We start from the raw sequence: 23,837 nt of genomic DNA on the forward strand, positions 1-23,837 counted from the left end.
TCTCCCTTCAAATAAATATAGTACCTATTTAGCCATATAATAGGTAGAAAAGCAACGCATATGGATTCGATTTCATAAAGAAAGACTTTTCTTAAGATTTGTCATAATAAGTATATTTTTCATGATTCTGTTGTTAATTCCGTAATGTGGATGTAATAGGGGAGGAGAATAAAAAAAGACTGCTGAGATTCCTCAGCAGTCTTTTTCATGTACATTACATTGAGAAGAAGATCCATACAGTTAAACCGACTGTTGCAGTTGCAACGAAGAAACTGTATATCATTGTAAGAATTTGAACTCTTCCTTCTCCTTCTTTTAAATGCATGAACATAATTAATTGTAATAACGCTTGCGCAACAGCCATTATGATAATAGTTGTTAAGACTGTTGAAAGTGGCAATGTTGTGTAAAGTGCCACGTATAGCGCTAGGAACGTTAGTGCAAGCGATAAAATAAATCCGAAAACGTGTGACCAAGGGAATCCGCTATGCGCATGCCCGTTTGCTTGGTTATTATTTTGACCCATTTACGCCACCATCCCGTTCAAGTAAACTAGTGTGTAAATAAAGACCCAAACTAGATCAAGGAAATGCCAGTATAAGCTGATAATGAATACTTTACGAGCTGTAACTGGTGTTAAACCTCGTTTTAAAATTTGGATAATAACACAAGTTGCCCAAATGATACCGCCTGTTACGTGGGCTCCGTGCGTTCCAAGAAGAACGAAGAATGCAGATAGGAAAGCACTTGTTTGAATTGTTGCGCCTTCACCGATGTACATAATGAACTCTTCGATTTCAAAGAATAGGAAACCTGCACCTAAAAGTAATGTAAGGATGAACCATCCAAGCATTGCTTTTTGATTGTGCTTACGCATTTCGTGAATTACGATACCACATGTGAAACTACTTGTTAAAAGTAGTAATGTTTGAATTAAAAGCGTTTTAAGTTCAAACAGTTGCGCTGGAGTTGGGCCATCTGCCGTACGACCAGCAAGGACTAGATAAGAGGCGAAAAGTGTTGCGAACAGCATAATTTCAGCCCCAAGAAAAATCCAGAATCCTAGGATATTCAATCTGCTTTGTTCGGATTGATATTCCAAAGGTAAGCTTTTATCTAAAGCCGCCATGTCATTTCACCTCTCATGCTATATGTTCTGTTTCTTTAATTTCATCAACACTTACGTAGTAACCATCGTCATAATCGAATGAACGATAGATTAAGCAAGCTAAAATACCAATACCACCGATTGCTGCAAGCCAGAACCAGCTAAATACTAATGCGAAACCTGCAAGACCGAAGAATCCAGACGCAATAATAGGCACACCAGAGTTACTTGGCATGTGAATTGGTTTGATATCTTCTGCAGCTGGTGTAACTGTTTCTCCGCGTTTTTTCATGTACCAGAAAGCATCAGCTTCTTTGATTTCAGGAAGTTTCGCGAAGTTGTAATGTTGTACAGGAGATTGAGTTGCCCATTCAAGTGTACGGCCATCCCATGGATCTCCAGTTGTGTCACGTTCACCGTGACGTGCACTCCAAATTACGTTGTAGCAAAGAAGTAGGAAGCCGATACCCATCATTACCGCACCAACTGATGCGATTTGGTTTAGCCATCCCCATCCAAGACTTTCAGAGTAAGTGTACATACGACGAGTCATACCGTCTAAACCTAAGAAGTACATTGGGAAGAAACAGATGTTGAATCCGCTCATAAAGATCCAGAATGTCCATTTACCTAGGCGTTCATTTAACATATGACCAGTCATTTTTGGATACCAGAATGTGAATCCAGCAAGCATAGCGAATACTGTACCTGCGATTAATACGTAGTGGAAGTGAGCAATTAGGAAGTAGCTGTTATGGTATTGATAATCAGCTGCTGCCATTCCAAGCATAACCCCTGTAACCCCACCGACTACGAAGTTTGGAATAAATGCCAATGACCAAAGCATTGGAACTGTAAAACGGATACGTCCTTTATACAGTGTAAACAACCAGTTAAAGATCTTAACACCGGTTGGAATCGAAATCGCCATTGTCGAAATCGAGAAGAATGAGTTAACCGCTGGACCTGCACCCATCGTGAAGAAGTGGTGAAGCCATACGACGAAACTTAGTAAAGAAATTGCAACCATTGAGTATACCATCGCACTGTAACCGAATAGACGTTTACGTGAGAATGTACTAATGATTTCAGAGAAAATACCGAATGCCGGTAAAATAACGATATATACTTCAGGGTGACCCCATACCCAGAACAGGTTGGCCCATAACATCGGCATACCGCCGCTCGCCATCGTAAAGAAGTGAGCATCGAATAGACGGTCAAATGTCATTAATGCAAGAGCAACTGTTAATACTGGGAAAGCGAAAATAATAATAATTGTTGTAATTAAGATTGACCAAGTAAACATTGGCATTCTCATTAAAGTCATACCAGGTGTACGCATTTTTAAGATAGTAACAAGGAAGTTAATACCGGTCATTAGCGTACCGAGACCTGAAATCTGTAATGCAATTGCGTAGTAGTTATTTCCTACGCCTGAAGTAAACTCTGTACCTGCCATTGGGAAGTAAGAAGTCCACCCAGCGTCTGGAGAACCACCGATTACGAAAGCGATGTTGAATAACATTGCTCCGACAAAGAATAACCAGAAACTTAAAGCATTTAAGAACGGATATGCAACGTCACGAGCACCAATTTGTAATGGTACTACAAGGTTCATTAATCCCATAACGAATGGCATTGCCATGAAAAGAATCATTACTGTACCATGTGTTGTAAAGATTCCGTTATAGTGTTCAGCGTTTAAATAAGTTGTTTCTGGGAATGTTAACTGTGCACGGATCATTAAACCATCCATACCACCACGGAATAACATGATAACCGCGGAAATAATATACATGGCTCCGATTTTTTTATGGTCAACAGTTGTCAACCATTCGTCCCAAAGCCATTTCCATTTTTTATACTTTGTTAGTACGAAAATGATTGCTAATGTCACAAGAACGATAGAAGCGTCTGCACCGTAAATAATCGGGTCACCTGTGACAAAGAATTCATCAAGCTTCACTGTGTTCACTCCAATCTGTTGGAATAATAGCTATTATTTTTTGTTTTTGTAGTAGTTGTAATCACAATATTCAAGTGATTTTGGATCTACATAACTTAAGTGGTGACTAGAGAACGTCATGCGTCCAACTACACCAGGTTTAATAATTTCGTTGTATTTCTGTTCTGTTAACTTATCAGCGGTTTGTTGTACTTCTTTAACCCACTTGTCATATTTCTCTTTAGTTTTCGCTTCAACTTCGAACTCCATGTGAGTGAATCCTTCACCAGAGAAGTTCGCACTACGACCTAGGTAAGAACCTGGCTTATCAGCTTGTAAATAAAGATCCATAATCATGCCATCCATTGTGTACTTCATACCACCAAGTTCTGGTACCCAGAAAGCATTCATTGGGCCGACAGAAGTCAGTTTGAATTGAATTGGTACACCAGCTGGGATGTTTAAATAGTTAACGGTTTCAATTTTTTCCTCTGGGTAACTGAATAACCATTTCCAGTTTGCAGATGTAACATAAATTTCAACTGGTTTAATATGTTTGGACTCTTTCGGAACCTCTTCCGAAGCATAAGTTGCTTTTACTGTTGGAATCGATAATGCGATAACGATAATAACAGGAACAAGCGTCCAAATAATTTCTAGTAATGTGTTACCGTGTTGTTCAGGTGGCTCATAGTCCATATTCTCTGGTTTTTCACGATAACGAATCAAGATGACTGTAAACAGAATGAATACAATTGCGATAATTAATGACATAAGCAAGAATGACCAAACAATTAAATCATACTGTGCTTTTGCAACAGGTCCTTGCGGATTTAATACTGCGAGTTTTTTATCACAGCCACCGAGGAACAGAAGTAATGATAACGGAAGAAGCGAAGCCAACTTCCAAAACGCTTTCTTTAGTTGCACGATTGAAAATCTCCTTTCTCCTTGGATTGAAACTATGCCAATAAAACAATATAAACCTATTAATTTATAGAAGGCAATAGTTTTTGATATATTGTTAAAAAATAGACACAAATGCACACTTTTTAAGGTGAATATCATTTGTAACTTGATTACATTGTAAACTATTTTCCAGAGAAAAACGTGATTGTGAAAATTTTAAGATAAATAAAGTTATACCAGGATATCCAAGAAATAGAAAAAAGCTATCTTATCATAAGAAAGATAGCTGAATATTTTTTATTTTTAGTTTATTTCTCGTGTGACAGTTCGTGGCTGTTCAAGTGTGACAACTTTTTTATATTTAACTTGGTATAAAATGTAACAAATAATCATAAATGGAATGCCACAATAAAGAGCAATTCTTTGATCTGGAATGAAAGCCAAACTAACAAATGTAATGAAATTAAGTGAGAACGCTACGATTGGAACTAGCGGATAGAGCGGTGTACGATATTTTAAATCATTTATGTCGCCACCATTTTTCACGAAATTTCTACGGAAGAAAAACTGTGAAGCGGCGATTGACATCCACACGACAACAGCAGCCATTGCTGCAATAGATGTTAAAACTAGAAAGACAGTATCTGCCGCAAATACACTTGTTAATAAAGAAAGGCTAGCGAAAATTAGGCTGAAAATTAGTGCATTTAGCGGTACACCTTTTTTAGTTAATTTCGTAAATGCTGGACTTGCCATTCCTTGTTTTGCCATCGCCCAAAGCATACGAGAATTTGCGTATAGACCAGAGTTAGCAACGGATAATACAGCTGTAATAATAACGAAGTTCATAATGTCTGCTGCATATGGTACACCGGCTACATCAAAAACAAGTACAAAGGGACTTTCGACTAGATTAGCCTCTTGCCATGGGAGTAAACCTACAACAACTGATATCGCTAAGACGAAGAAGAAGAGAGTTCGCCAAATTGTGTTTTTGATTGCTTTTGGAATTGTTTTTTCAGGGTTTTCACTTTCTCCTGAAGCGATTCCGATTAATTCTGTTCCTTGGAAGGAGTAATTTACTGTAATCATCGTAAGAAGAACAGCTAATGCGCCGTTTGGAAATAGCCCGCCATTTTCAGTGAAATTATGAAGCATTGGAGCTGGCTTTCCATTAAAGTCTAGTAGACCGAACATAACAGCGCCACCAAGTACGATAAAAATAACAATTGTCGCGACTTTTACACTTGCGAACCAAAACTCTGCTTCTGCATATGCTTTTGCTGATAAAGCGTTTACGAGGAAGAGTGCTGCTGCAAATGTAACGCACCAAATCCATGAAGAAACGTCTGGAAACCAGCGTTTCATTAAAATACTTACAGTTGTTAACTCTACTCCCACCGTAACAGCCCAATTTAGCCAATACATCCAACCGACAACAAATCCAAAACCAGGTGAGATAAATTTGCTTGCATAGCTTTGGAATGAACCTGCTTCTGGCATAGCAACGGATAATTCACCAAGACATAACATCGTTAAATACATAACAAATCCACCGACTAAAAATGCAAGAATAGCACCACCAGGTCCGGCATTATGGACGATTTGACCAGATCCCATAAATAGACCGGTTCCGATAACGCCGCCGAGTGCAATCATAAATAGGTGTCTACTTTTCATTGTTCGTTTTAAATCTGTTTGTTCAATTTGTTGATTCATATGCCCCTCACCCCGTATTTTCTTGAATGTGTGAACTTCGTTTTATTCTGAGTTTTTAATCATTAGTGGGGGATGCAACACACACTCGGTTTATTTGCTATGAAATGAATGGAGTATGTAAAAAAACGAACTATGACTAAATACTCTAAGAATGTTTGTTAACATGGTGATATCTTCACTATGTTAACAATTTTGATTTTAGCAAAATATTCTGGAAATGTATATTTATTTTTCTTTTTATTAAAAATAATTAGAATTTTTATAATTAATTCTATGAGCGATAATTCACATGATCTTTCTAGCAAACTAGTAAGAAGAAGGGTACAATGATAAGAGTTGTGTCTGTAAAATAATAATTAATGGAGTTTTGTTTATAATGAAAAAGTTAAAATATCTTTTTGTTTTTGGGATTATACTTGCTGCTGCATTTTTTATAGGAAAAGATAAAATCATGCAAAAGGCGCAAGTTCTACGCTTAGAGTTTCTATCTGAAATGAAAGAAGCAGCTATGATTGAAGATGTTCCGTTTATTAAACAATTACCAGAATTACCTCGAGGATGTGAAGTGACAAGTTTAGCTATGTTGCTGCAATATAAAGGTGTACAAGTAGATAAGATGCAACTTGCTAGCGAAATTCATCGCGTTCCATTTGAACAAAATGGCGTACGGGGAAATCCTTACGAAGGGTTTGTTGGAAATATTTACACAAAGGCAGAGCCTGGATATGGTGTATATAATCAACCGATTTTTAATTTAGCAGAAAAATATGTTCCTGAAAAAGTAATTAATTTAACAGGTAGAGACATGCAAGATATATATAAAGTAATTAGTTCTGGTTCACCGGTATGGGTCATTATCAATACGACGTTTAAGCCGCTAGCTGAAAGTAGTTTTGAAACATGGAATACGAGTTCGGGCGAAGTGAAAATTACATATTATGAGCATAGTGCAGTAGTAATTGGATATGATCAAAACTTTGTATATGTAAATGATCCTCTTAAAAATAATCCGCGTTTGGCTGTTCCACGAGCAGAATTTGAGAAAGCTTGGGAGCAAATGGGAAAACAAGCAATTACTATTTTATGATAATGAAAAAGTCACCTTTTGGATGGCTTTTTCTTTTTAGTTTATAATCACTGAAAATTAAGAATATTCTTTTAAAAGTTAACAATTCACGTTATAATAACATTTAACTTGGTGAAGAAGGAGTGAAGGGGTATGGATGTTGCAAAGGAACTTGTTTTGTCAAAAAATCAGTTAGTTGAGTGGAGAAGGCATTTTCATAAGTATCCAGAGTTATCTTTTCAAGAAGAAAAAACATCGCAGTTTGTGTTCGACATACTTCGAAAATCCCCGTATTTAGAAGTGTCACGGCCGACTAAATATAGTGTGATGGCAAAGTTAGTAGGTAAACAGCCGGGCAAAACAGTTGCGGTTCGAGCCGATATGGATGCTCTTCCTATTCATGAAGAAAATGAGTTTGATTTTATTTCTACATATAAAGGTGTGATGCATGCATGCGGTCATGATGGACATATAGCGATATTAATTGGAGTCGTACATAAGTTAGTGGAAGAAAGAGAGAAGATTAAAGGGGAGATTCGTTTTCTATTCCAACATGCTGAAGAGAATTTCCCTGGTGGTGCAGAGGAGATGGTTGCTGCAGGTGTAATGGAAGGTGTGGATTATATTATTGGTGCTCACCTTTGGACGTCGTTAGAGGTTGGGAAAATAGGCGTTATTTATGGTCCTGCAATGGCTGCACCGGATGTTTTTAAAATTAAGATAGAGGGAAAAGGTGGACATGCTGGAATCCCTCATGAAACGGTGGATAGTATCGCAATCGGAACACAAGTCGTTTCGCAACTTCAGCAAATTGTATCTCGCCTCACGAATCCATTAGATTCTCTCGTAATATCTGTTACACAATTTCATGCGGGGACAACTCATAATGTAATACCAGAGCAAGCGGAGATTGAAGGGACAGTGAGAAGTTTAAGACATGAATTACGAGGTGAAACAGAGAAGAAGATTGAGCGGATTGTGAAGTATATTACGGAATCTTACGGAGCGAAATATACATTTTCATATGAATATGGATATCGACCAGTTGTAAATGACTATGAAGCTACAGATCTTATTGAACAAACGGCATTACAACTTTATGGAAGGGATAGAGTTGTTCGTTTACAGCCGACGATGGCTGGAGAAGATTTTTCAGCGTTTTTACAAAAGGCACCGGGGACATTCTTTTTTATCGGAGCAGGAAATAAAGAGAAAGGTATTATATATCCTCACCATCACCCTCGTTTTACAATTGACGAAGATGCATTACCGATTGGAGTCGAAGTCTTTGTATCAGCCATTATGAATTTTATAAGTAAAGGAGAATGAGATGAAGAAAATATACATCCTAGCGCTTATTCCAGTTCTTTGTTTAGTAGTTGGGCCAATATTTGCGAATTCAGTTACTCCTTACGTATTAGGGATGCCATTTTTATTATTTTGGGTATTATTATCAGTGTTTATTACATCTCTTTGTATGGGGCTTGTGTACGTGTTTGATCCTGCTAATAAGGAGGATGTAAAATGACTGCATTACTTATCATTATTTTATTTTTGTTTCTCGCATTATTTTTAGGGATTCGGGCACAACATGGAAAAGATATGGATTTAGAGCAATGGTCAGTTGGGGGAAGAGGATTTGGCACTATTTTTGTTTTTCTCCTTATGGCAGGTGAAATTTATACGACGTTTACATTTTTAGGGGGAAGCGGTTGGGCGTATAGTAAAGGCGCGCCTACCTTTTATATTTTAGGTTATGGCGCTTTAGCTTATCTTTTATCGTATTTTTTATTGCCACCGATTTGGAAGTATGCGAAAGAGCATAACCTTGTTTCACAGTCGGATTTTTTTGCGAAGAAATATAGAAGTAAAGCGCTTGGACTTATTGTCTCAATTGTTGGTGTTGTTTCCATCATCCCATATCTTGTTTTACAGTTAAAGGGACTGGGAATTATCGTTTCAGAAGCGTCTTACGGAAGGGTGTCACCTGTTGTTGCGGTTTGGATTGGTGCCATTGTTATAACTATATATGTAATGGTTTCAGGTATACACGGTTCAGCTTGGACGGCTGCTTTGAAGGATATTATGATACTGTTTATCGTTATGTTTTTAGGTATATATTTACCGTATCATTATTATGGAGGATTTCAGCCGATGTTTGAAGCTGTAGAAGCAGCGAAACCGGGGTTTTTATCTTTACCTGAAGAAGGAATGAGTATTTCTTGGTTTGTTTCTACTATTATATTAACGGCCCTCGGCTTCTATATGTGGCCTCATACATTTGCTTCTGCTTTTTCTGCAAAAAATGAAAAAGTATTTCGTAAAAATGCAGCAATTATGCCATTGTATTCTTTAGTGTTACTTTTCGTATTTTTCGCAGGGTTTGCTGCTATATTGCAAGTTCCTGGGTTAAAGGGAGCGGATGTAGATCTTTCATTAGTCCGTCTTGCTTTACAAACTTTTGATCCTTGGTTTATTGGGATTATTGGTAGTGCGGGAGTATTAACGGCATTGGTTCCAGGCTCTATGCTCGTTATGGCGGCTTCTACACTGTTAGCGAAAAATATTTACCGAACGATCGTTCCGTCAGCTTCAGATAGACAAGTTGCTAAAGCCGCAAAGTTATTTGTACCTGCAGTAACGCTCGTAGCAGTTTTATTTACATTTAAAGGAGGAGAAACAATAGGAGCCCTTCTTTTAATGGGATACAGTATCGTTACGCAACTTTTCCCTGCACTTGTATGTAGCTTGTTTCCACGCCAAATTGTTACGAAGCAAGGAGCGATTGCAGGAATGGGAGTTGGGCTGTTGGTGGTCGCATATATTACCTTATCTGGTTCAACTATAGCCACGATGTTTCCGAGTTTTCCGCAGTATATAAAAGATTTGAATGTAGGCATAGTCGCATTGTTAATTAATATGATTGTGATGTTTGTAGTTAGTGGATTTACAAAAGGTGTATTTATAAAGAAAAACACTACAATAGTAGAAAAGTAATTCGTTTATTGGAGCTATCTTTGCAAAGAGATAGCTCTTTTTTGTATATATTTTCTTCTATTAGCGGAATCTAACTAAAAACTTGTTGAAAAGGAAGTTAGGTGGGGAAATTGTTAGAGCTTGAAGGTAACTTATTTGAAGTTATGAAAGAAATTAGGGATGAGTTAGGTTCACCTAATGATTTAACAATTAGAGAAGTTGCTCTTGCTGGGAGTTTTACACGTTGTGCGGTTGTGTTTTTATGTGGATTAACAGATAAGGATAATGTTTATAAATATGTCATTCGCACACTGCAATACGAAGAAATTCAAAATGAGGAAGCTGTTGTTCAAACGTTATTGGATCGTTTTATTTCTATCGCAGAAGTAGGTGTAAAGACGAAGTTTCCAGATATTATGAATGCGATTTTAGCAGGAGATACAGTTATATTAATTGATAATATTCAAACTGCTATCGTTATTAATAGTAGGGCTTGGGAGAAGAGAAGTTTAGAGCCACCAGTGACAGAAGATTTAATACGCGGACCGAGAGTTGGATTAAATGAAGATATTAATGTGAATAAAATGTTAATCCGACGCAGTTTACGCGATCCAAAGTTGAGGTTCCAATCTTATATTATGGGGAAGCGATCGCAGAAAGAAGTAACCCTAGTATATATAGAAGATATTATTAATCCTCACATTGTAAAAGAGTTAGATCGCCGTCTTCAATCAATAGTGACAGATGTCGTTTTGGAAACAGGTACGATTGAACAATTAATTCAGGATAATAATTTATCCCCATTTCCACAATTTTTGAATACGGAGAGGCCTGATAATATTATAGCCTCATTAGCGAAAGGGAAGGCGGCCATTTTAGTAGATGGATCCCCATTTGCTCTTATCGCGCCACTCGTATTTGTTGATATTTTTCAATCTGTAGAAGATCATTACGAGCGCTGGGTGATTGGAACGTTATTAAGATTTTTACGTATGGGATCAGGTATAATTGCGGTTTTGTTACCAGCTATGTATGTAGCACTTGTATCTTATCATCAAGGACTTATTCCTTCTAAACTGGCTTATTCAATTGCGGGTGCGAGGGAAGGTGTTCCGTTTCCAGCATATATTGAAACGTTAATGATGGCCTTGACTATGGAATTAATACGAGAAGCTGGAATCCGATTGCCGAAACCGATGGGACAAACGATAGGGATTGTAGGAGGTCTTGTAATTGGAGAAGCTGCGGTAAATGCAGGAATTGTAAATCCGTTTTTAGTTATTATTATTGCGGTTACTGCGATTGCTACGTTCTCGCTTCCTGTATATAGTATTACAATTACGTTCCGAATTTTACTTTTTGTCTTTGTGTTAGCTGCAACGGCTTTTGGGTTGTATGGGATTATTCTAGCTCTGATCGCACTTGCTATTCATATTACAAATTTAACGAGTGTTGGTATACCGTATACAACTCCAATTGCTCCTGCATTTTATAAAGATTGGAAAGAAGAATTTATTCGCATGCCAAAATCGATGTTGAAAGATAGACCAGAGTACTTACAAACAAAAGATTCTACAATACGTCCAAAGGAGCGAAAATAATTGAAACCATTTGAGTATGGCGATGAAGAGATTGGATCTCGGGAAATTGGATTTGCGGTATCGTCAACAATTATTGGTATAGGGGCATTGTCTATGCCAAGAGATATTGCTAGCCAAACTTTATTTTCGGACGGTTGGGTTATTTTGCTTTTGGGTGGATTGGTCTGTGCAGTTTTAGGCTGGTTTGTGACGAGAGTGGCTATCTTATTCCCAAAACAAAACTTTGTTCAATATACGAGTGCGCATTTGACGAAGCCTGTTGCATACACAATTAGTAGCATTTTAGTATTAACGTTTGCTGCTTTGACAGCATATGAATCGCGAATGATTTCAGTTATTTCTCAAACGTATTTATTTAGTGATACACCAATACAACTACTGTCTTTCTTTTTCTTATTAGTTGTTATTTACGGAATAGCAGGATCAAGAGCGGCCTTATTAAGGTTAAATGTTTTATTCTTACCTATTGTTTTAATTGCGATAGTGCTTCTTTCTTTATTGAATATAAATTTAATGGAAATAAATAATTTACTACCAGCTTTTCAAACTAAAGTAAGTCAATATGCTGTTGGAGTTAAAAATTCTATTTTTACGTTTATTGGATTTGAAGTAGCTCTGTTTTATGCGGTGTTGCTAAATGATAAGGCAGCGAAAAAAGCGCCAATGGCAGTTGCGAAAGCGGTGATGGTAAACGTGTTGTCATACATTTTAATTTATGTAACTTGTATTAGTGTTTTTACGTATATGACAACACGTGGATTGACATATCCAACAATTGAATTAGGGAAAGAAATTGAAATTGGTGGAGGATTTTTAGAAAGGTTTGATGCGATTTTTTTTACGACTTGGATTATTACTATTTATAACACTACAGCAATGTATTATGACGTCGCATCTTTATTGTTTTGTGCTATGTTTCCGAAAGTGAAGAAACATATTTTTATTTTCGTAAGTGCCCCGATTATTTTTATGGTGAATATGATACCCAGTAGTTTGAATACTTTATCAAGTTATGGGACTTATTTAGCTTGGATAGATATGGGAGTTGTTGTGTTAGCGCCTTTGCTCGTTTTAATTGTATATAAAATAAAAAGAAGGAATGGTGGAAATGAAACACCTTCTTAAAATTATAATGGTTATGGCTTTAACTGGATTTATGAGTGGGTGTTCTGAGTTAGAAGAGATAGAAGAGAGAGGATTTGTAGTAGGAGCGGCTTACGATATTGTGAAGGAGAAGAAAGCGAATCCAATTATGAAAGGGACCTATCAGATGGTACTCCCCAGTAAATTGTCTCAACAGGGCGGACAAGGGGGTGGGGGGGATAGTGAAAATTATATTAATGTTAGTGCGAAAGCAGATAGTGTGTTTGAACAAATAAGAATAATCGCTAAAAAAATTAGTCGAACATTATTTTTCCCTCATATACAGGTGATTATTTTCTCTGAAGAATTACTTTCACATCCATACATTTTACAAAATACATTAGATGTATATATTCGCGATCATGAGATGAGAAGAAATATTCGTTTGTTCGTTTCTAATAAAAATGCCGAAGCTATTTTAAAACAAAGTGCCAAGCCTGAAAATTTACCGGCGCAGTATATTGATATGTTAGCTGAACACCCTCCGAAAAATGCCCAAATGATTGAGGCTGCAAGAATTGGTGAGGTGCAGGAAAAGATGATCTCTAACCGAAGTTTCGTATTGCCTATTCTGGAACTAACAAAGCAAGGAGTACAAATGAACGGTGCAGCATTGTTTCGTGGAAAGGATAATAAGTGTGTAGGCAATTTGAGTGGGGAAGAAACATTAGGGATGAATTATATAATAGGTAAAAAAATTGGCGGTTTTTTTACCATCCGTAAAAAGAATCAACTTATTACATATGAAATTCATAAGTTACGTCGAAAAATTAAAGTATCCACAACGAATGCTACAAAACCGAAATTTAATATTCATTTATTTCTGGAAGGTACAATAGCTGAGTTGCACTTTAGTGATCATAAAAAGGTTTTGAATGAAAAGCGTTTAGAGAGGGATATATCGGAAGAAATGGAGGAGCGTATTCAAAAATCGATTAAGCTTGTTCAAAAAAAATATAAGGTAGATGTATTAGAGTTAGGGGAAGTGTATAAACGACATAATTATAAAGAATGGAAAAAAATAAGTAAGAATTGGGATCAAGGCGAAAATTACTTTAGTAATGCTGAAATTACTGTTCATGTTCATCCAACAATTGAACATTCAGGTTCAGCTTTACCGAAAAGAGTGAAATAAGGTGATGAAAGTTGTTTACTGGATTAGGAATTAGTTGCACGATATTAATGGCGGTGCTGCCGGGGGCTATATATTTCATTCATAAAAAACTCACAACGTATGGAGCGCAGCCGTGGAATACTGATGTACAAAAAAAGAAACCTGAATGATTTTCAGGTTTCTTTCGGGCAAAGCATATGTGAAGGGGGATGCCTTCTATGTATGCTTTGTTTTATACAAGCCCTAACCAATGTACCAATTGTGTAGAGAGGAATGTAACAACAATGGCGATAACGGTAGGGATTGCAAACGATAAGAATGTCCATTTTGCACTTTTTGTTTCTTTGTATATGTTAACCAGTGTTGTTCCGCACGGGAAATGAAGAAGTGAGAACAACATTGTGTTTAACGCTGTTAACCAAGTCCAACCATTTTCTAGGAATAGATTTTTAATTTGATTAAAATCATCTATTTCAGTTAAAGCCCCAGTTGATAAGTAAGACATTAATAAAATTGGGATTACAATTTCATTAGCGGGTAGTCCAAGAATGAATGCAGCTAGAATAAACCCGTCAAGTCCTAACATTTTAGCAAATGGATCTAGGAAGTTTACAAAATACATAAGTAAGCTTGTGTCACCGATAAAAATGTTAGCAAGTAACCAAGTTAATGCAGCCGCAGGGGCAGCAACAACTATAGCTCGTTTTAAAACGTAGATTGATTTATCGAGTGTTGCCCGAACAATTGTATTCCAAACTTTTGGCTTGCGGTACGGAGGTAACTCAAGTGTGTAGTGAGTTGGAACGCCTTTTAAGGCTGTTTTTGATAGTACCCAAGAAACGGTTAATGTCATAATAACACCAATTACAACCATTCCAACTACAACGCCAGCAGTCACCAATGTTTGCATACTGCCTGTATAACCAGCAGCCATAAATAGTGAAGCCATTAAAATTAACATAGGCCAGCGACCGTTACAAGGAACGAAGTTGTTCGTTAAAATTGCTAGCATACGTTCACGTGGTGATTCAATGATACGTGTTGACATAATGGCTGCTGCATTACAACCAAATCCCATTGCCATTGTTAAAGATTGTTTCCCGTGTGCACCAGATCGTTTGAATAAGCGGTCCATATTAAACGCGACACGTGGTAAGTATCCGTAGTTTTCTAATAGCGCGAACATAGGAAAAAAGATTGCCATAGGGGGTAACATAACACTAATAACAGCACCGATACCACGGAATAAACCAAGTATTAAAATGCCATGTAACCATTCAGGTGCATGAGCAGCTTGGAACCAAGATGTTAAATATCCTTCAGCCCATCCGAAGAATTCGGCAATCATATCAGATGGTACGTTAGCACCTGCAATTGTAAGATAAAAAATAATAGATAAAATACCGAGCATAATTGGGAATCCCCAGATTGGAGATGTGAAAACTTTATCTAGTTTTTCGGAACGATATAATTTATCAGTATTTGTATATTGAACGGATTCTTTACATATGCTTGCAGATGTTCGGTAAATATCTCCGACTATATCATCTCGTATATCTTCTGTTGAAAATGTTTGTGCGTGTTGAATAATATAGTCTAATGGAAGAGCTTTACTGGCTGAGTGAGATTCCATTAATTACGACCTCCCTTACAAGCGGTTCATTATGGTGTTTTTGAAGTGTAGTTAAGAAATTTTTATCTCCATCTAATATACGTAAAGCAATCCAACGTGCTGGATACGTATCACCGAACACTTTATAAATTTGTGGTTCTAATTCTTGAATCATATTTTCGATTTTTTCGCTGTAAGTAATTTTAATTGGTGTTGGAATTAGTTTTTTATTTGCTACTTTCGCAATAACATTTACCAAATGACCAATACCTACTCGATTACGTGCTGAAATTTTAGCGACAGGTACACCAAGTGATTTTGCTAATTTCTTTTCATCAATAACAATGCCTTTTTTCTCTGCTTCATCAATTAAGTTAATGCATATGACTACATTATTTGTCATCTCCATCACCTGGAGTGCTAAATTTAAATTTCTTTCCATAGCAGTTGCGTCTATGACAACTACAGTTACTTCTGGTTTTTCAAATATAATATAATCCCTCGCTACTTCTTCGTCTGCGGAATTTGAGTATAGCGAGTAAGTTCCGGGTAAATCTATTAATGTATAATTACTTCCGTTATGTTCATATTCTCCTTCAGCTTTTAAAACAGTTTTTCCCGTCCAGTTTCCAGTATGTTGTTTTAAGCCTGTTAAAGTATTAAATAATGTACTTTTCCCGGTATTCGGGTTACCAGCTAAAGCGATACGATGTTTGCTCATCTGAAATCATCTCCTATTAATACCCCGAAAATAAGGGAGCTTTCTTCTTTGCGTAGTGCAATAGTTGTGTTGCTCACTTGATAAGCGACCGGATCTCCAAGTGGACTGCGTTGCAATACTTTAATCGTTGCCCCAGGGATAAATCCCAAATCTAATAAACGTCGTTTCATAGTTCCTTCTAATTGTATCTTCTCAATTTGTACAACTTCCCCTGTTTTAAACTCGGAAAGGGGTTTAGTATTAGCCGATACCATAAAAGTTACCTCTTCTCTATATTGTTAGTGTTAGTTTAAAAAGTTTCCTTAGGTAAACTTTTTGTTAGTAATATAGTAGACTACATTGGATGATGCTGTCAATTAGTACTTTAAAAATATTCATTTAATTTTAGAATTGTTCCAATTTATTTAGTTGTACTAAAAAATATTACTGAAATTCTTTTTAATGTGCATAAATTAGGCGTGAAAAAGTTACAAAATACAGCGGAATTGTAAATGTAACTTTAACTAAAAGGGAAAAAGATAGAAAAACATTTACATTGAATTTACATTGTTAAGAATAAATTTACATTACAGCATAGTTAGTGTGGTTTTTGTTTGCTTCTTTAACTACAAATGTTGGGATTCCTAGCTTTTAAGGATTATTATCGTCATTTACTTAAAATTAAAAATTGCTTAACACTCACATAATATTGTTGTCCTACAATGAATTTGTGTTCGAAAGAAAATGAATTCGAAAAGTGATAATCCAAATGGGGGTACAAGACATGGTTATGAAAAAAGGTATTAAATTTTCTTTAGCAGCTTTAGTGGTAGCAGGAGCATTAGTTGGGTGTGGGAAAGCAGAAGATACAACTAGTAAAGAAACTGCTAAAGGAAGCGATAATACAAAACAAGAATTATCAGGTACGATTGCAGCAGCTGGTTCTACAGCTCTTCTACCTCTTGCGGAGGAAGCTGGAAAGAAATTCATGGAGAAAAATTCAAAAGTTTCTATTCAAGTCCAAGGTGGCGGTAGTGGAACTGGGATTAACCAAGTAGCATCTGGTGCAGTACAAATTGGTAATTCAGATGTTCCGGCCGGAGATAAAATAAAAGATGCTGAAAAGGCGAAAGAATTAGTAGATAACAAGGTAGCGGGTATTGCATTCGCTCTTGTCGTAAATAAAGATGTAAAAGTTGATAACTTAACGGTGCAACAAGTACAAGATATCTTCACTGGAAAAGTAACAAACTGGAAAGAAGTAGGCGGAAAAGATGAAAAAATCAACGTAATTAATCGTCCGGCTTCATCTGGTACACGTGCTACATTTGAAAAAACGATTATGAAAGACGCGAAAATTAATGATGGAACTGGTACAACACAAGATTCTAACGGTGCAGTAGAGCAAGCTATCAATTCTACTCCAGGTTCAGTAAGTTATTTAGCAATGTCTTATATGGTTGGAGATAAAAAAGGTGCACTACAAACAGTGAAAATTGATGGTGCTGAACCGAAAGTTGAAAACATTGCGTCTGGTAAATATCCATTCTGGTCTTACGAGTATATGGTAACAAAAGGTGAAGCGAAAGAAGCAACAAAAGCTTACATCGATTATGTAAAAGGTAAAGACTTTGAAAAGCAAGTAGAAGATATGGGCTACATTCCAATGTCTAAATTAAATAAGTAATAAAGTTTTATGGGGCTGGCTGCAAGGTCAGTCCTGTTCATTTCAATCTGTGAAGTGGGGTCTGTCCTGTGATGAAGGGGAAAAAACAAATTAATTACGTGAAAAGTGAATATATAGGAAGATCACTTGTTACGTTTTGCGGTATTTTTATTGTTTTAATTACATTAGCTATTATTGCATTTATTTGTGGTAAAGGTATTCAATCTTTTACACAAAGTGGTATCTCGTTTACTGAGATGTTAACATCGACAAAATGGAATCCAAATGCTGATCAAGGATCTTTTGGGGCTTTGATTTTCATTGTAGGTTCAACGGTGGTTTCGTTAGGTGCGGTTATTATTAGTGCACCAATTGCTATAGCTCTTGCTATATTTATGAATTTAATTTCGCCGAAGTTTGGAAATAAAGTATTGAAGCCTGTTCTAGAATTGTTAGTTGGTATTCCTTCGGTTGTATACGGATTATTAGGGGTTACGATTTTAGTACCACTATTACGTGATTCGTTTGGGGGAGTGGGCTTTAGTTTAATTGCAGGTATTGTTGTATTAAGTATTATGATTTTACCTACTATTGCTAGTATCGCTTCTGATGCAATACGTTCTGTTCCATTTGATTATTTAGAAGCTTCTTATGGTCTAGGATCAACGAAATGGCAAGCGATTAGCCGAGTGATTGTTCCTGCTGCGAAAAAAGGGATTTTAACAGGTGTTGTTTTAGGCTTAGCGCGTGCTTTCGGTGAAGCGCTAGCGGTTCAAATGGTAATCGGGAATACGATTAAATTACCAGAAGGAATATATAGTCCAACAGCGACGTTAACTGGTATTTTAACAATGGACATGACGAATACATTGAACGGAACTGCTTGGAACAATGCGCTATGGACTTTAGCGATGATTTTACTTGTTATTTCATTCCTGTTTATTTTAGTAATTCGAGCGATTGGACAAAGAGGTGAGCGATAATAATGAATGCAAGAACGGTAAATAAAGTTTGGACAGGTATCTTTTATGCGGTTGCGGCTTTGGTCGTAGCTATGCTAGTGTTCTTAGTGTTTGAAATTTTACAAAAGGGATGGGGATTTTGGGATCCTAATTTCTTGTTTGGAGAACCAAGTAATACAAGAGCTGGTGGTGGGATTGGTCCACAGTTATTCAATTCCTTCTACATGCTTGTTATAACGCTTATTATATCTATTCCTCTTGGGTTAGGTGCTGGAATATATTTAGCGGAGTATGCAAAACAAGGGCGCTTTTTAAATTTCGTTCGTTTATGCATTGAGACAATGGCGTCTTTACCTTCTATTGTTGTTGGTTTATTCGGTTTGTTGGTGTTCGTTACAATGACAGGATGGGGATACACAGTAATAGGTGGTGCTCTTGCTTTAACTATTTTAAATTTACCAGGTTTAACGCGTGTTTGTGAAAATGCGATTTCAGAAGTGCCTCATAATGTAAAAGAAGCAAGTCTTGGATTAGGTGCAACGAAGTGGCAAACAATCGCTCGTATTATTATCCCATCTTCATTACCGCAAATTATTACAGGTATTATTTTAGCGGCGGGTCGTATATTTGGAGAAGCGGCAGCATTAATTTATACAGCGGGTTTAACATCCCCGATTTTAAATTCAGCAGCGGATTTTTCGAGCCCTGCGCATCCTTTAAATCCGTTTAGACCAGCTGAAACATTAGCGGTTCACATTTGGAAATTAAATTCTGAAGGAGTTATTCCAGATGCGAAGTTGATTGCGACAAAATCTGCAGCTGTATTAATTATTATGGTATTACTATTCAATGTTATTTCACGCTTGATAGCGTCTATATTACACAAGCGCTTTACAGGAACGAAAAGAAAAAGTAAAACAACGAAAAAGGTAAAAGCGGCATAAATTATAAAGGAGAACTCTCTATTTATAGATAGGGGGTTCTTTTGTATTTTAATATAGAAGGAAAGGACGTAATGATTGTTGAATTTGTAATTAATTATATAGACGAACAGATGTAATTTAGAGAGGAGTTTTAATTTGTTTTTTCTGCAAATGTCAGGTTTTCCTGGGTCAGGAAAATCGACAGCTTCTAAGTATATAGCGAAATTAACAGGTGCTGTAATTATAGATCATGATGTTTTGAAATCCGCGTTGTTAAAATCATTAAAAGTAAAAGGAATTGAATCAACGATTGTTGGTGGGCTTGCGTATGATGCCGAATGGGTATTGATCGATTCTTATTTAGAACAAGGGCATAGTGTTATATTGGATAGTCCGTGTTTATATGAGGGAATGGTTGAAAAAGGGATTGAATTATCAAATAAACATGGTGTGAAATATAAATATATTGAGTGTTATCTTAATGATATGGAAGAGATTAATAGGAGACTGCAAACGCGTAAGCGTATGATCAGTCAAATTGAAAAGGTGGAGTCGGAAGTAGGTTTTAAAAAGTGGTTAAATGGTAGTAAAAGACCTTCAAATAATGAATACCTTATTGTGGATTCTAGTAAACCTATAGAGCAATATGTGGAAAAAATGATGGATTATATGACTAAGTAGAGAGAAGGCGTTATCTTCATTTGTGAAGATAACGCCTTTTGTTTTTAAATATCAGGTGTTTCTGTAGAAGTGCTTATTTTCCTACGGGAGCGTCTTTTTCTCCCGATTTTATCTAATAGTTCATACATAACTGGAACGACTACTAATGTAAGAACAGTTGAGACTGCCAAACCGCCGATGACAACGACGGCTAAACTTTTTGATACCATACTTCCTGCTTGGGATTGGCCAAATAGGAGTGGGAGCATAGCAACGATTGTTGTAATAGCTGTCATAATAATTGGGCGTAGTCTAGTAGAACCTGCTTCAAGTAAGGCTTCTCTAGTTTCCATGCCGTGTTCCCGATTTTGTTGGACTCTTTCTATTAATACAATAGCGTTTGTAACAACAATCCCGATTAACATTAATGCGCCAATCAAGGAATTTACATCAACAGGTGTTCGTGAAATGATTAATCCTAAAATACCACCGACAGCAGCTAACGGTAAGGAGAATAGGATTGCAAAAGGAGCGCGTGCTTGCCCGAAGGTGATAACCATAATTAAATATACAATCCCGATTGCAATCCCCATAATTTTGAATAAATCTGTAAAATTCTCTTGCATAGATTCAGTAGCTCCTGCGATATTTACTTTTGAACCGCTAGGTAAATCTAAGTCAGTTATCGCTTTATTTACTGCTGTGTTTACTTTACTCAAGTCTTCATTTGAAGCTTCGGCGGTAATTTGAATTGTTTCTTTTCCGTCTTTATGGAAAATTTCTGTTTGCGTTTGTTTTTCTGAAATAGTTGCGATGTCTTTTAAAGGAATTGGTCCATTAGTAGGTGATAGTATATTTGTATTTAAAATATCTTCTTGTTTAGTAATGTTTTCCTTTTTATGTTCTATCATAATAGTAGTTTTTTCATTATTAATTGTAATTTCGCCAATAGGTGACTTCTTCATAAGGAATGCTACTTGTTGCGCAGCTATTTCTGGTGTTAAAACTAGTTGTTCAGCCTTTGTTTGATCAATATGAATTTGCCATTCTTTCTTAGAGTCTTCTAAATTCGTTTTTACTTTAGAAAGATCATCCATGCTTTTTAGTTTTGTTTCGACGATAGTAGCCGCCTCTTTTAAATCCGCTTCGTTAGTAGCTGTTACGTTAAATTGTAAGTTGTTGCCGCCGCCGGAGCTTGAATAACTTGTTTTTATATAATCAAGTTCAGCAGGCTCAAAAGTTTTATTTTCCTTTTTTAACTCTTTAATATATTGATCAATATCAGAACCTTTTTTAAAGACTACAAATATACTAGCAAGGTTATTTTTAGTTGTTTGCCCCCATTGTGCATCTTCTGCGCTAGATCCCATTCGTAAAATAACGTCTGTTACATCTGAATTAGAAAGTAATTTCTTTTCGAAATCGAATGCTTTTTGTTTTTGAGCTTCAGCATTATAATCGGCTGGAAATGTCATGTTAATAGATAACATTGTGTCGTCCTCAGATTTTATGTTTGCTTTCGGTAGTAATATATAGGCTGCAATTGATCCTGCAAATAATAAAAATGCAGTAAGTAGAATAATGAATTTATGAGAAAGAGACCACTTTAACGTAGCAACATATCGTGATGAAGAACTTGGCTTTCGATGCTTTGTTTTTTTGAGTAGTAAAAAAGCCATAAGTGGAACAACTGTTAGTGCAACGATTAAGGATGATAGAATAGAATATACAACTGCTAATACCATAGGTAACATTAATTTTCCGATTGCTCCTGATACGAGGCCGATAGGTAAAAAAACAGCGACGGTTGTTAAAGTAGAAGAAGTAATTGCGACGGCGACTTCTTTCGTTGCATCAAGAATAATATTTTTAGAGAAAGAATCTTTTTGTAAACGGCGGAAAATATTCTCGATGACAACGATACTATCATCGACGAGACGTCCAACCGCAACAGCTAAACCACCAAGGGTTAAAATGTTAAGTGTGATGTTAGATTGATGTAGTAAAAAGAGTGTTAATAAAATAGATAATGGAATACTGACAACAGCGATGAGTGTTGTTCGGAAGTTACGTAAAAAGATTAAGATAATTAGAGTTGCAGCGATTGCTCCAAGTATTACTTCTTTTCCCATGCTAGTAACAGCATTTTCAACTTGTTCATGGGTTGAAGCCAAAAGTTTAATAGAAAATTGATCTTTATATTCCTTATTTATCTCTTTAACTTTTTTATCAATCTCTTTTCCGATGGCAACTGCATTTTTACTCGGTTCTTTCATGATGATTAATCCTGTGCCTTCTTCGCCGTTTATATGTGAGATTGTATCGTAGTGTTGTTTGATTTCGATTTGAGCAATGTCTTGTAATTTCACTTGGGGTGCCACAGTGATGTTTTTAATGTCATTTACATTTTTTATGTCCCCGATGACGCGGAGATTGTATTCTTCTTGATTAACAGTAATTGCCCCAGCTGGAGTAGAAGTTTCTTTTCCTTGTAAAATAGTTAGTACCTGCTGTGATGTTACGTTTTTGTTTTTTAATTGGTTCGGATCAAGTACGATAGATAATTCAGAGGTGGATTTTCCGAAAAACATAACATTAGCAACACCATCAATGTTTTCGAGTTGTGGTACGATTTCTTTTTCAATTTGTTTTTCATCTGCTTTTGAAAACCCGTTTTGTTTCTGGATAGTAATTTGGGCGAGTGGAATCATAGAAGTGTTTAGTTGACTAACTACGGGCTTGGTTACATCTTTAGGTAATTTAATTGTATTGACGGCTTTTTCGACTTCGCGTGCTGCATCTTTCATGTTTGCTTTTGATGTATACGCAATATCGATACGTGATAATCCCTCGTATGTAGAAGAAGTAATGGTGTCGACGTGTTCTAAATTGCGAAATTGTTTTTCGAGAGGATCAGTTACATCTTTTGTCATCGTTTCAGCATCGAGTCCTTGAGATAAGGTTGTGACGGTAATTGCTGGATTGTCGATACTTGGTAAAAATTCCATAGGTAATTTAGAGCCGGAATAAACACCGAGTATGGAAATAAGGAAAATCATGATGATAATGGCAGCTCGGTTTTTTAATGAAAACTTTGTTAACCTATCCATAAAATAATTCCTCCATTGGTTTATTTATAGTTGAGTACGTCCTTTCTTACTATATAACAAAAAATGGATATTTTTCATTAATTAAATGTAAAAAAATTCTAACAATATTCTTAAGTTTATATTTGCATTGGAATTGTTTAATGTGGATGGAATTTTTTCTTACGGCTAAGTTATATCGTTATTCTATAGAAGGATAATTATTATCAACTTTAATATAGAAGAGAATGAAAACCTGGGAAGGTATTGTGAAATGCAATTTGGTTGAATGAAGTGTAGTAGTATACAATCAGAATAACTATTTTTAGTAGGAAGGATAATAGTTCTTTCTATAGAAGAAAGTAGGATAGATAATTTTTTTGTGTTTTTTATAAAAAACACTTGTTATTTAAAAATCATGATGGTATATTAATAAACGTCGCTGATGCGGAAACGCAGAAAACGACAAAAAATAAATTTAAAAACTTAGTTGACATCGAAAAATGAAGATGTTAATATGATGAAGTCGCTTCTGAAGTGGCGGACAAGTTCTTTGAAAACTGAACGAAACAAACAACGTGAAACGTCAATTTTTATTTTTAGATGCTAGACAAACTAACTTTATTGGAGAGTTTGATCCTGGC

Annotated in this window: 21 protein-coding genes; 12 read left to right on the top strand and 9 right to left on the bottom strand. The window is 36.2% G+C overall.

Annotation, left to right across the window (positions count from 1 at the left end; all coding sequences use genetic code 11):
- Positions 1–214: 214 nt before the first annotated feature.
- The 5 genes from qoxD to MR170_RS10690 all read right to left on the bottom strand — a co-directional run bounded on the left by qoxD (position 215) and on the right by MR170_RS10690 (position 5,684).
- Positions 215–526 carry a cytochrome aa3 quinol oxidase subunit IV gene (gene qoxD, locus MR170_RS10670; protein WP_000531386.1) on the bottom strand — a complete coding sequence of 104 codons (312 nt, stop codon included), beginning with the start codon at positions 524–526 and terminating at the stop codon, positions 215–217.
- Positions 527–1,129 carry a cytochrome aa3 quinol oxidase subunit III gene (gene qoxC / locus MR170_RS10675; RefSeq protein WP_000729314.1) on the bottom strand — a complete coding sequence of 201 codons (603 nt, stop codon included), beginning with the start codon at positions 1,127–1,129 and terminating at the stop codon, positions 527–529.
- A 13-nt stretch (positions 1,130–1,142) separates the two neighbouring features.
- Positions 1,143–3,077 carry a cytochrome aa3 quinol oxidase subunit I gene (gene qoxB, locus MR170_RS10680; RefSeq protein ID WP_016083499.1) on the bottom strand — a complete coding sequence of 645 codons (1,935 nt, stop codon included), beginning with the start codon at positions 3,075–3,077 and terminating at the stop codon, positions 1,143–1,145.
- A gap of 33 nt (positions 3,078–3,110) precedes the next feature.
- Positions 3,111–3,986 carry a cytochrome aa3 quinol oxidase subunit II gene (locus MR170_RS10685; RefSeq protein ID WP_001176166.1) on the bottom strand — a complete coding sequence of 292 codons (876 nt, stop codon included), beginning with the start codon at positions 3,984–3,986 and terminating at the stop codon, positions 3,111–3,113.
- 282 nt (positions 3,987–4,268) lie between these two features.
- A complete protein-coding gene (locus tag MR170_RS10690; RefSeq protein ID WP_016083498.1) occupies positions 4,269–5,684 on the bottom strand; it encodes an amino acid permease in 1,416 nt (471 codons plus the stop codon).
- Positions 5,685–6,060: 376 nt separating this feature from the next.
- Here MR170_RS10690 and MR170_RS10695 point away from each other — a divergent pair, with 376 nt between their 5' ends.
- The 8 genes from MR170_RS10695 (at position 6,061) to MR170_RS10730 (ending at position 13,754) form a co-directional block, all read left to right on the top strand.
- On the top strand, positions 6,061–6,771 hold the full coding sequence (locus MR170_RS10695) for a C39 family peptidase (RefSeq protein ID WP_000734491.1): 711 nt from the start codon (positions 6,061–6,063) through the stop codon (positions 6,769–6,771).
- A gap of 132 nt (positions 6,772–6,903) precedes the next feature.
- Positions 6,904–8,079 carry an amidohydrolase gene (locus tag MR170_RS10700; RefSeq protein ID WP_242308221.1) on the top strand — a complete coding sequence of 392 codons (1,176 nt, stop codon included), beginning with the start codon at positions 6,904–6,906 and terminating at the stop codon, positions 8,077–8,079.
- 1 nt (position 8,080) lies between these two features.
- The gene (locus MR170_RS10705) at positions 8,081–8,278 is read left to right on the top strand and encodes a DUF3311 domain-containing protein (RefSeq protein WP_000725525.1); all 198 of its coding nucleotides are present in this window, start codon (positions 8,081–8,083) and stop codon (positions 8,276–8,278) included.
- Positions 8,275–9,747 (top strand): sodium:solute symporter family protein, encoded by a 1,473-nt coding sequence (locus tag MR170_RS10710; protein ID WP_016083496.1) that lies wholly within the window; start codon positions 8,275–8,277, stop codon positions 9,745–9,747. Before MR170_RS10705 ends, MR170_RS10710 begins: the two co-directional genes overlap by 4 nt.
- A 101-nt stretch (positions 9,748–9,848) precedes the next feature.
- A complete protein-coding gene (gene gerLA / locus MR170_RS10715; RefSeq protein WP_103574563.1) occupies positions 9,849–11,327 on the top strand; it encodes a spore germination protein GerLA in 1,479 nt (492 codons plus the stop codon).
- The gene (gene gerLB / locus MR170_RS10720; protein WP_016083494.1) at positions 11,328–12,452 is read left to right on the top strand and encodes a spore germination protein GerLB; all 1,125 of its coding nucleotides are present in this window, start codon (positions 11,328–11,330) and stop codon (positions 12,450–12,452) included. It abuts the gene before it with no gap.
- The gene (gerLC, locus tag MR170_RS10725; RefSeq protein WP_242308223.1) at positions 12,436–13,605 is read left to right on the top strand and encodes a spore germination protein GerLC; all 1,170 of its coding nucleotides are present in this window, start codon (positions 12,436–12,438) and stop codon (positions 13,603–13,605) included. Before gerLB ends, gerLC begins: the two co-directional genes overlap by 17 nt.
- An 11-nt stretch (positions 13,606–13,616) precedes the next feature.
- Positions 13,617–13,754 carry a hypothetical protein gene (locus MR170_RS10730; RefSeq protein ID WP_000493991.1) on the top strand — a complete coding sequence of 46 codons (138 nt, stop codon included), beginning with the start codon at positions 13,617–13,619 and terminating at the stop codon, positions 13,752–13,754.
- Positions 13,755–13,816: 62 nt separating this feature from the next.
- On the opposite strand, the gene MR170_RS10735 is transcribed toward MR170_RS10730, so the two are convergent.
- The 3 genes from MR170_RS10735 to MR170_RS10745 are packed head-to-tail and all read right to left on the bottom strand — an operon-like array spanning position 13,817 to position 16,171.
- Entirely contained in the window at positions 13,817–15,217 is a 1,401-nt protein-coding gene (locus MR170_RS10735; protein ID WP_242308224.1) for a nucleoside recognition domain-containing protein, read from the bottom strand.
- Entirely contained in the window at positions 15,195–15,917 is a 723-nt protein-coding gene (locus tag MR170_RS10740) for a FeoB small GTPase domain-containing protein (protein WP_242308225.1), read from the bottom strand. Before MR170_RS10740 ends, MR170_RS10735 begins: the two co-directional genes overlap by 23 nt.
- The gene (locus MR170_RS10745) at positions 15,914–16,171 is read right to left on the bottom strand and encodes a FeoA family protein (RefSeq protein WP_242308226.1); all 258 of its coding nucleotides are present in this window, start codon (positions 16,169–16,171) and stop codon (positions 15,914–15,916) included. The genes MR170_RS10740 and MR170_RS10745 overlap by 4 nt, the downstream gene beginning before the upstream one ends.
- A gap of 509 nt (positions 16,172–16,680) precedes the next feature.
- On the opposite strand from MR170_RS10745, the gene MR170_RS10750 reads away from it, so the two are divergent.
- The 4 genes from MR170_RS10750 (at position 16,681) to MR170_RS10765 (ending at position 20,128) form a co-directional block, all read left to right on the top strand.
- Positions 16,681–17,583 carry a phosphate ABC transporter substrate-binding protein PstS family protein gene (locus MR170_RS10750; protein ID WP_029441648.1) on the top strand — a complete coding sequence of 301 codons (903 nt, stop codon included), beginning with the start codon at positions 16,681–16,683 and terminating at the stop codon, positions 17,581–17,583.
- Between the two features lie 71 nt (positions 17,584–17,654).
- Complete coding sequence (gene pstC, locus MR170_RS10755) at positions 17,655–18,545, top strand: phosphate ABC transporter permease subunit PstC (protein WP_000676676.1); 891 nt, start codon at positions 17,655–17,657, stop codon at positions 18,543–18,545.
- Between the two features lie 2 nt (positions 18,546–18,547).
- A complete protein-coding gene (gene pstA, locus MR170_RS10760) occupies positions 18,548–19,468 on the top strand; it encodes a phosphate ABC transporter permease PstA (RefSeq protein WP_242308227.1) in 921 nt (306 codons plus the stop codon).
- Positions 19,469–19,603: 135 nt separating this feature from the next.
- Positions 19,604–20,128 carry a P-loop nucleotide/nucleoside kinase family protein gene (locus tag MR170_RS10765; RefSeq protein WP_242308228.1) on the top strand — a complete coding sequence of 175 codons (525 nt, stop codon included), beginning with the start codon at positions 19,604–19,606 and terminating at the stop codon, positions 20,126–20,128.
- Positions 20,129–20,172: 44 nt separating this feature from the next.
- Here MR170_RS10765 and MR170_RS10770 read toward each other — a convergent pair whose 3' ends face one another.
- Positions 20,173–23,217, bottom strand: coding sequence for an efflux RND transporter permease subunit (locus tag MR170_RS10770; protein WP_242308229.1), 3,045 nt, complete (start codon positions 23,215–23,217; stop codon positions 20,173–20,175).
- Positions 23,218–23,837 lie beyond the last annotated feature (620 nt).

Source organism: Bacillus cereus group sp. BfR-BA-01524 (assembly GCF_022662595.1).
Lineage (GTDB): Bacteria > Bacillota > Bacilli > Bacillales > Bacillaceae_G > Bacillus_A > Bacillus_A thuringiensis_S.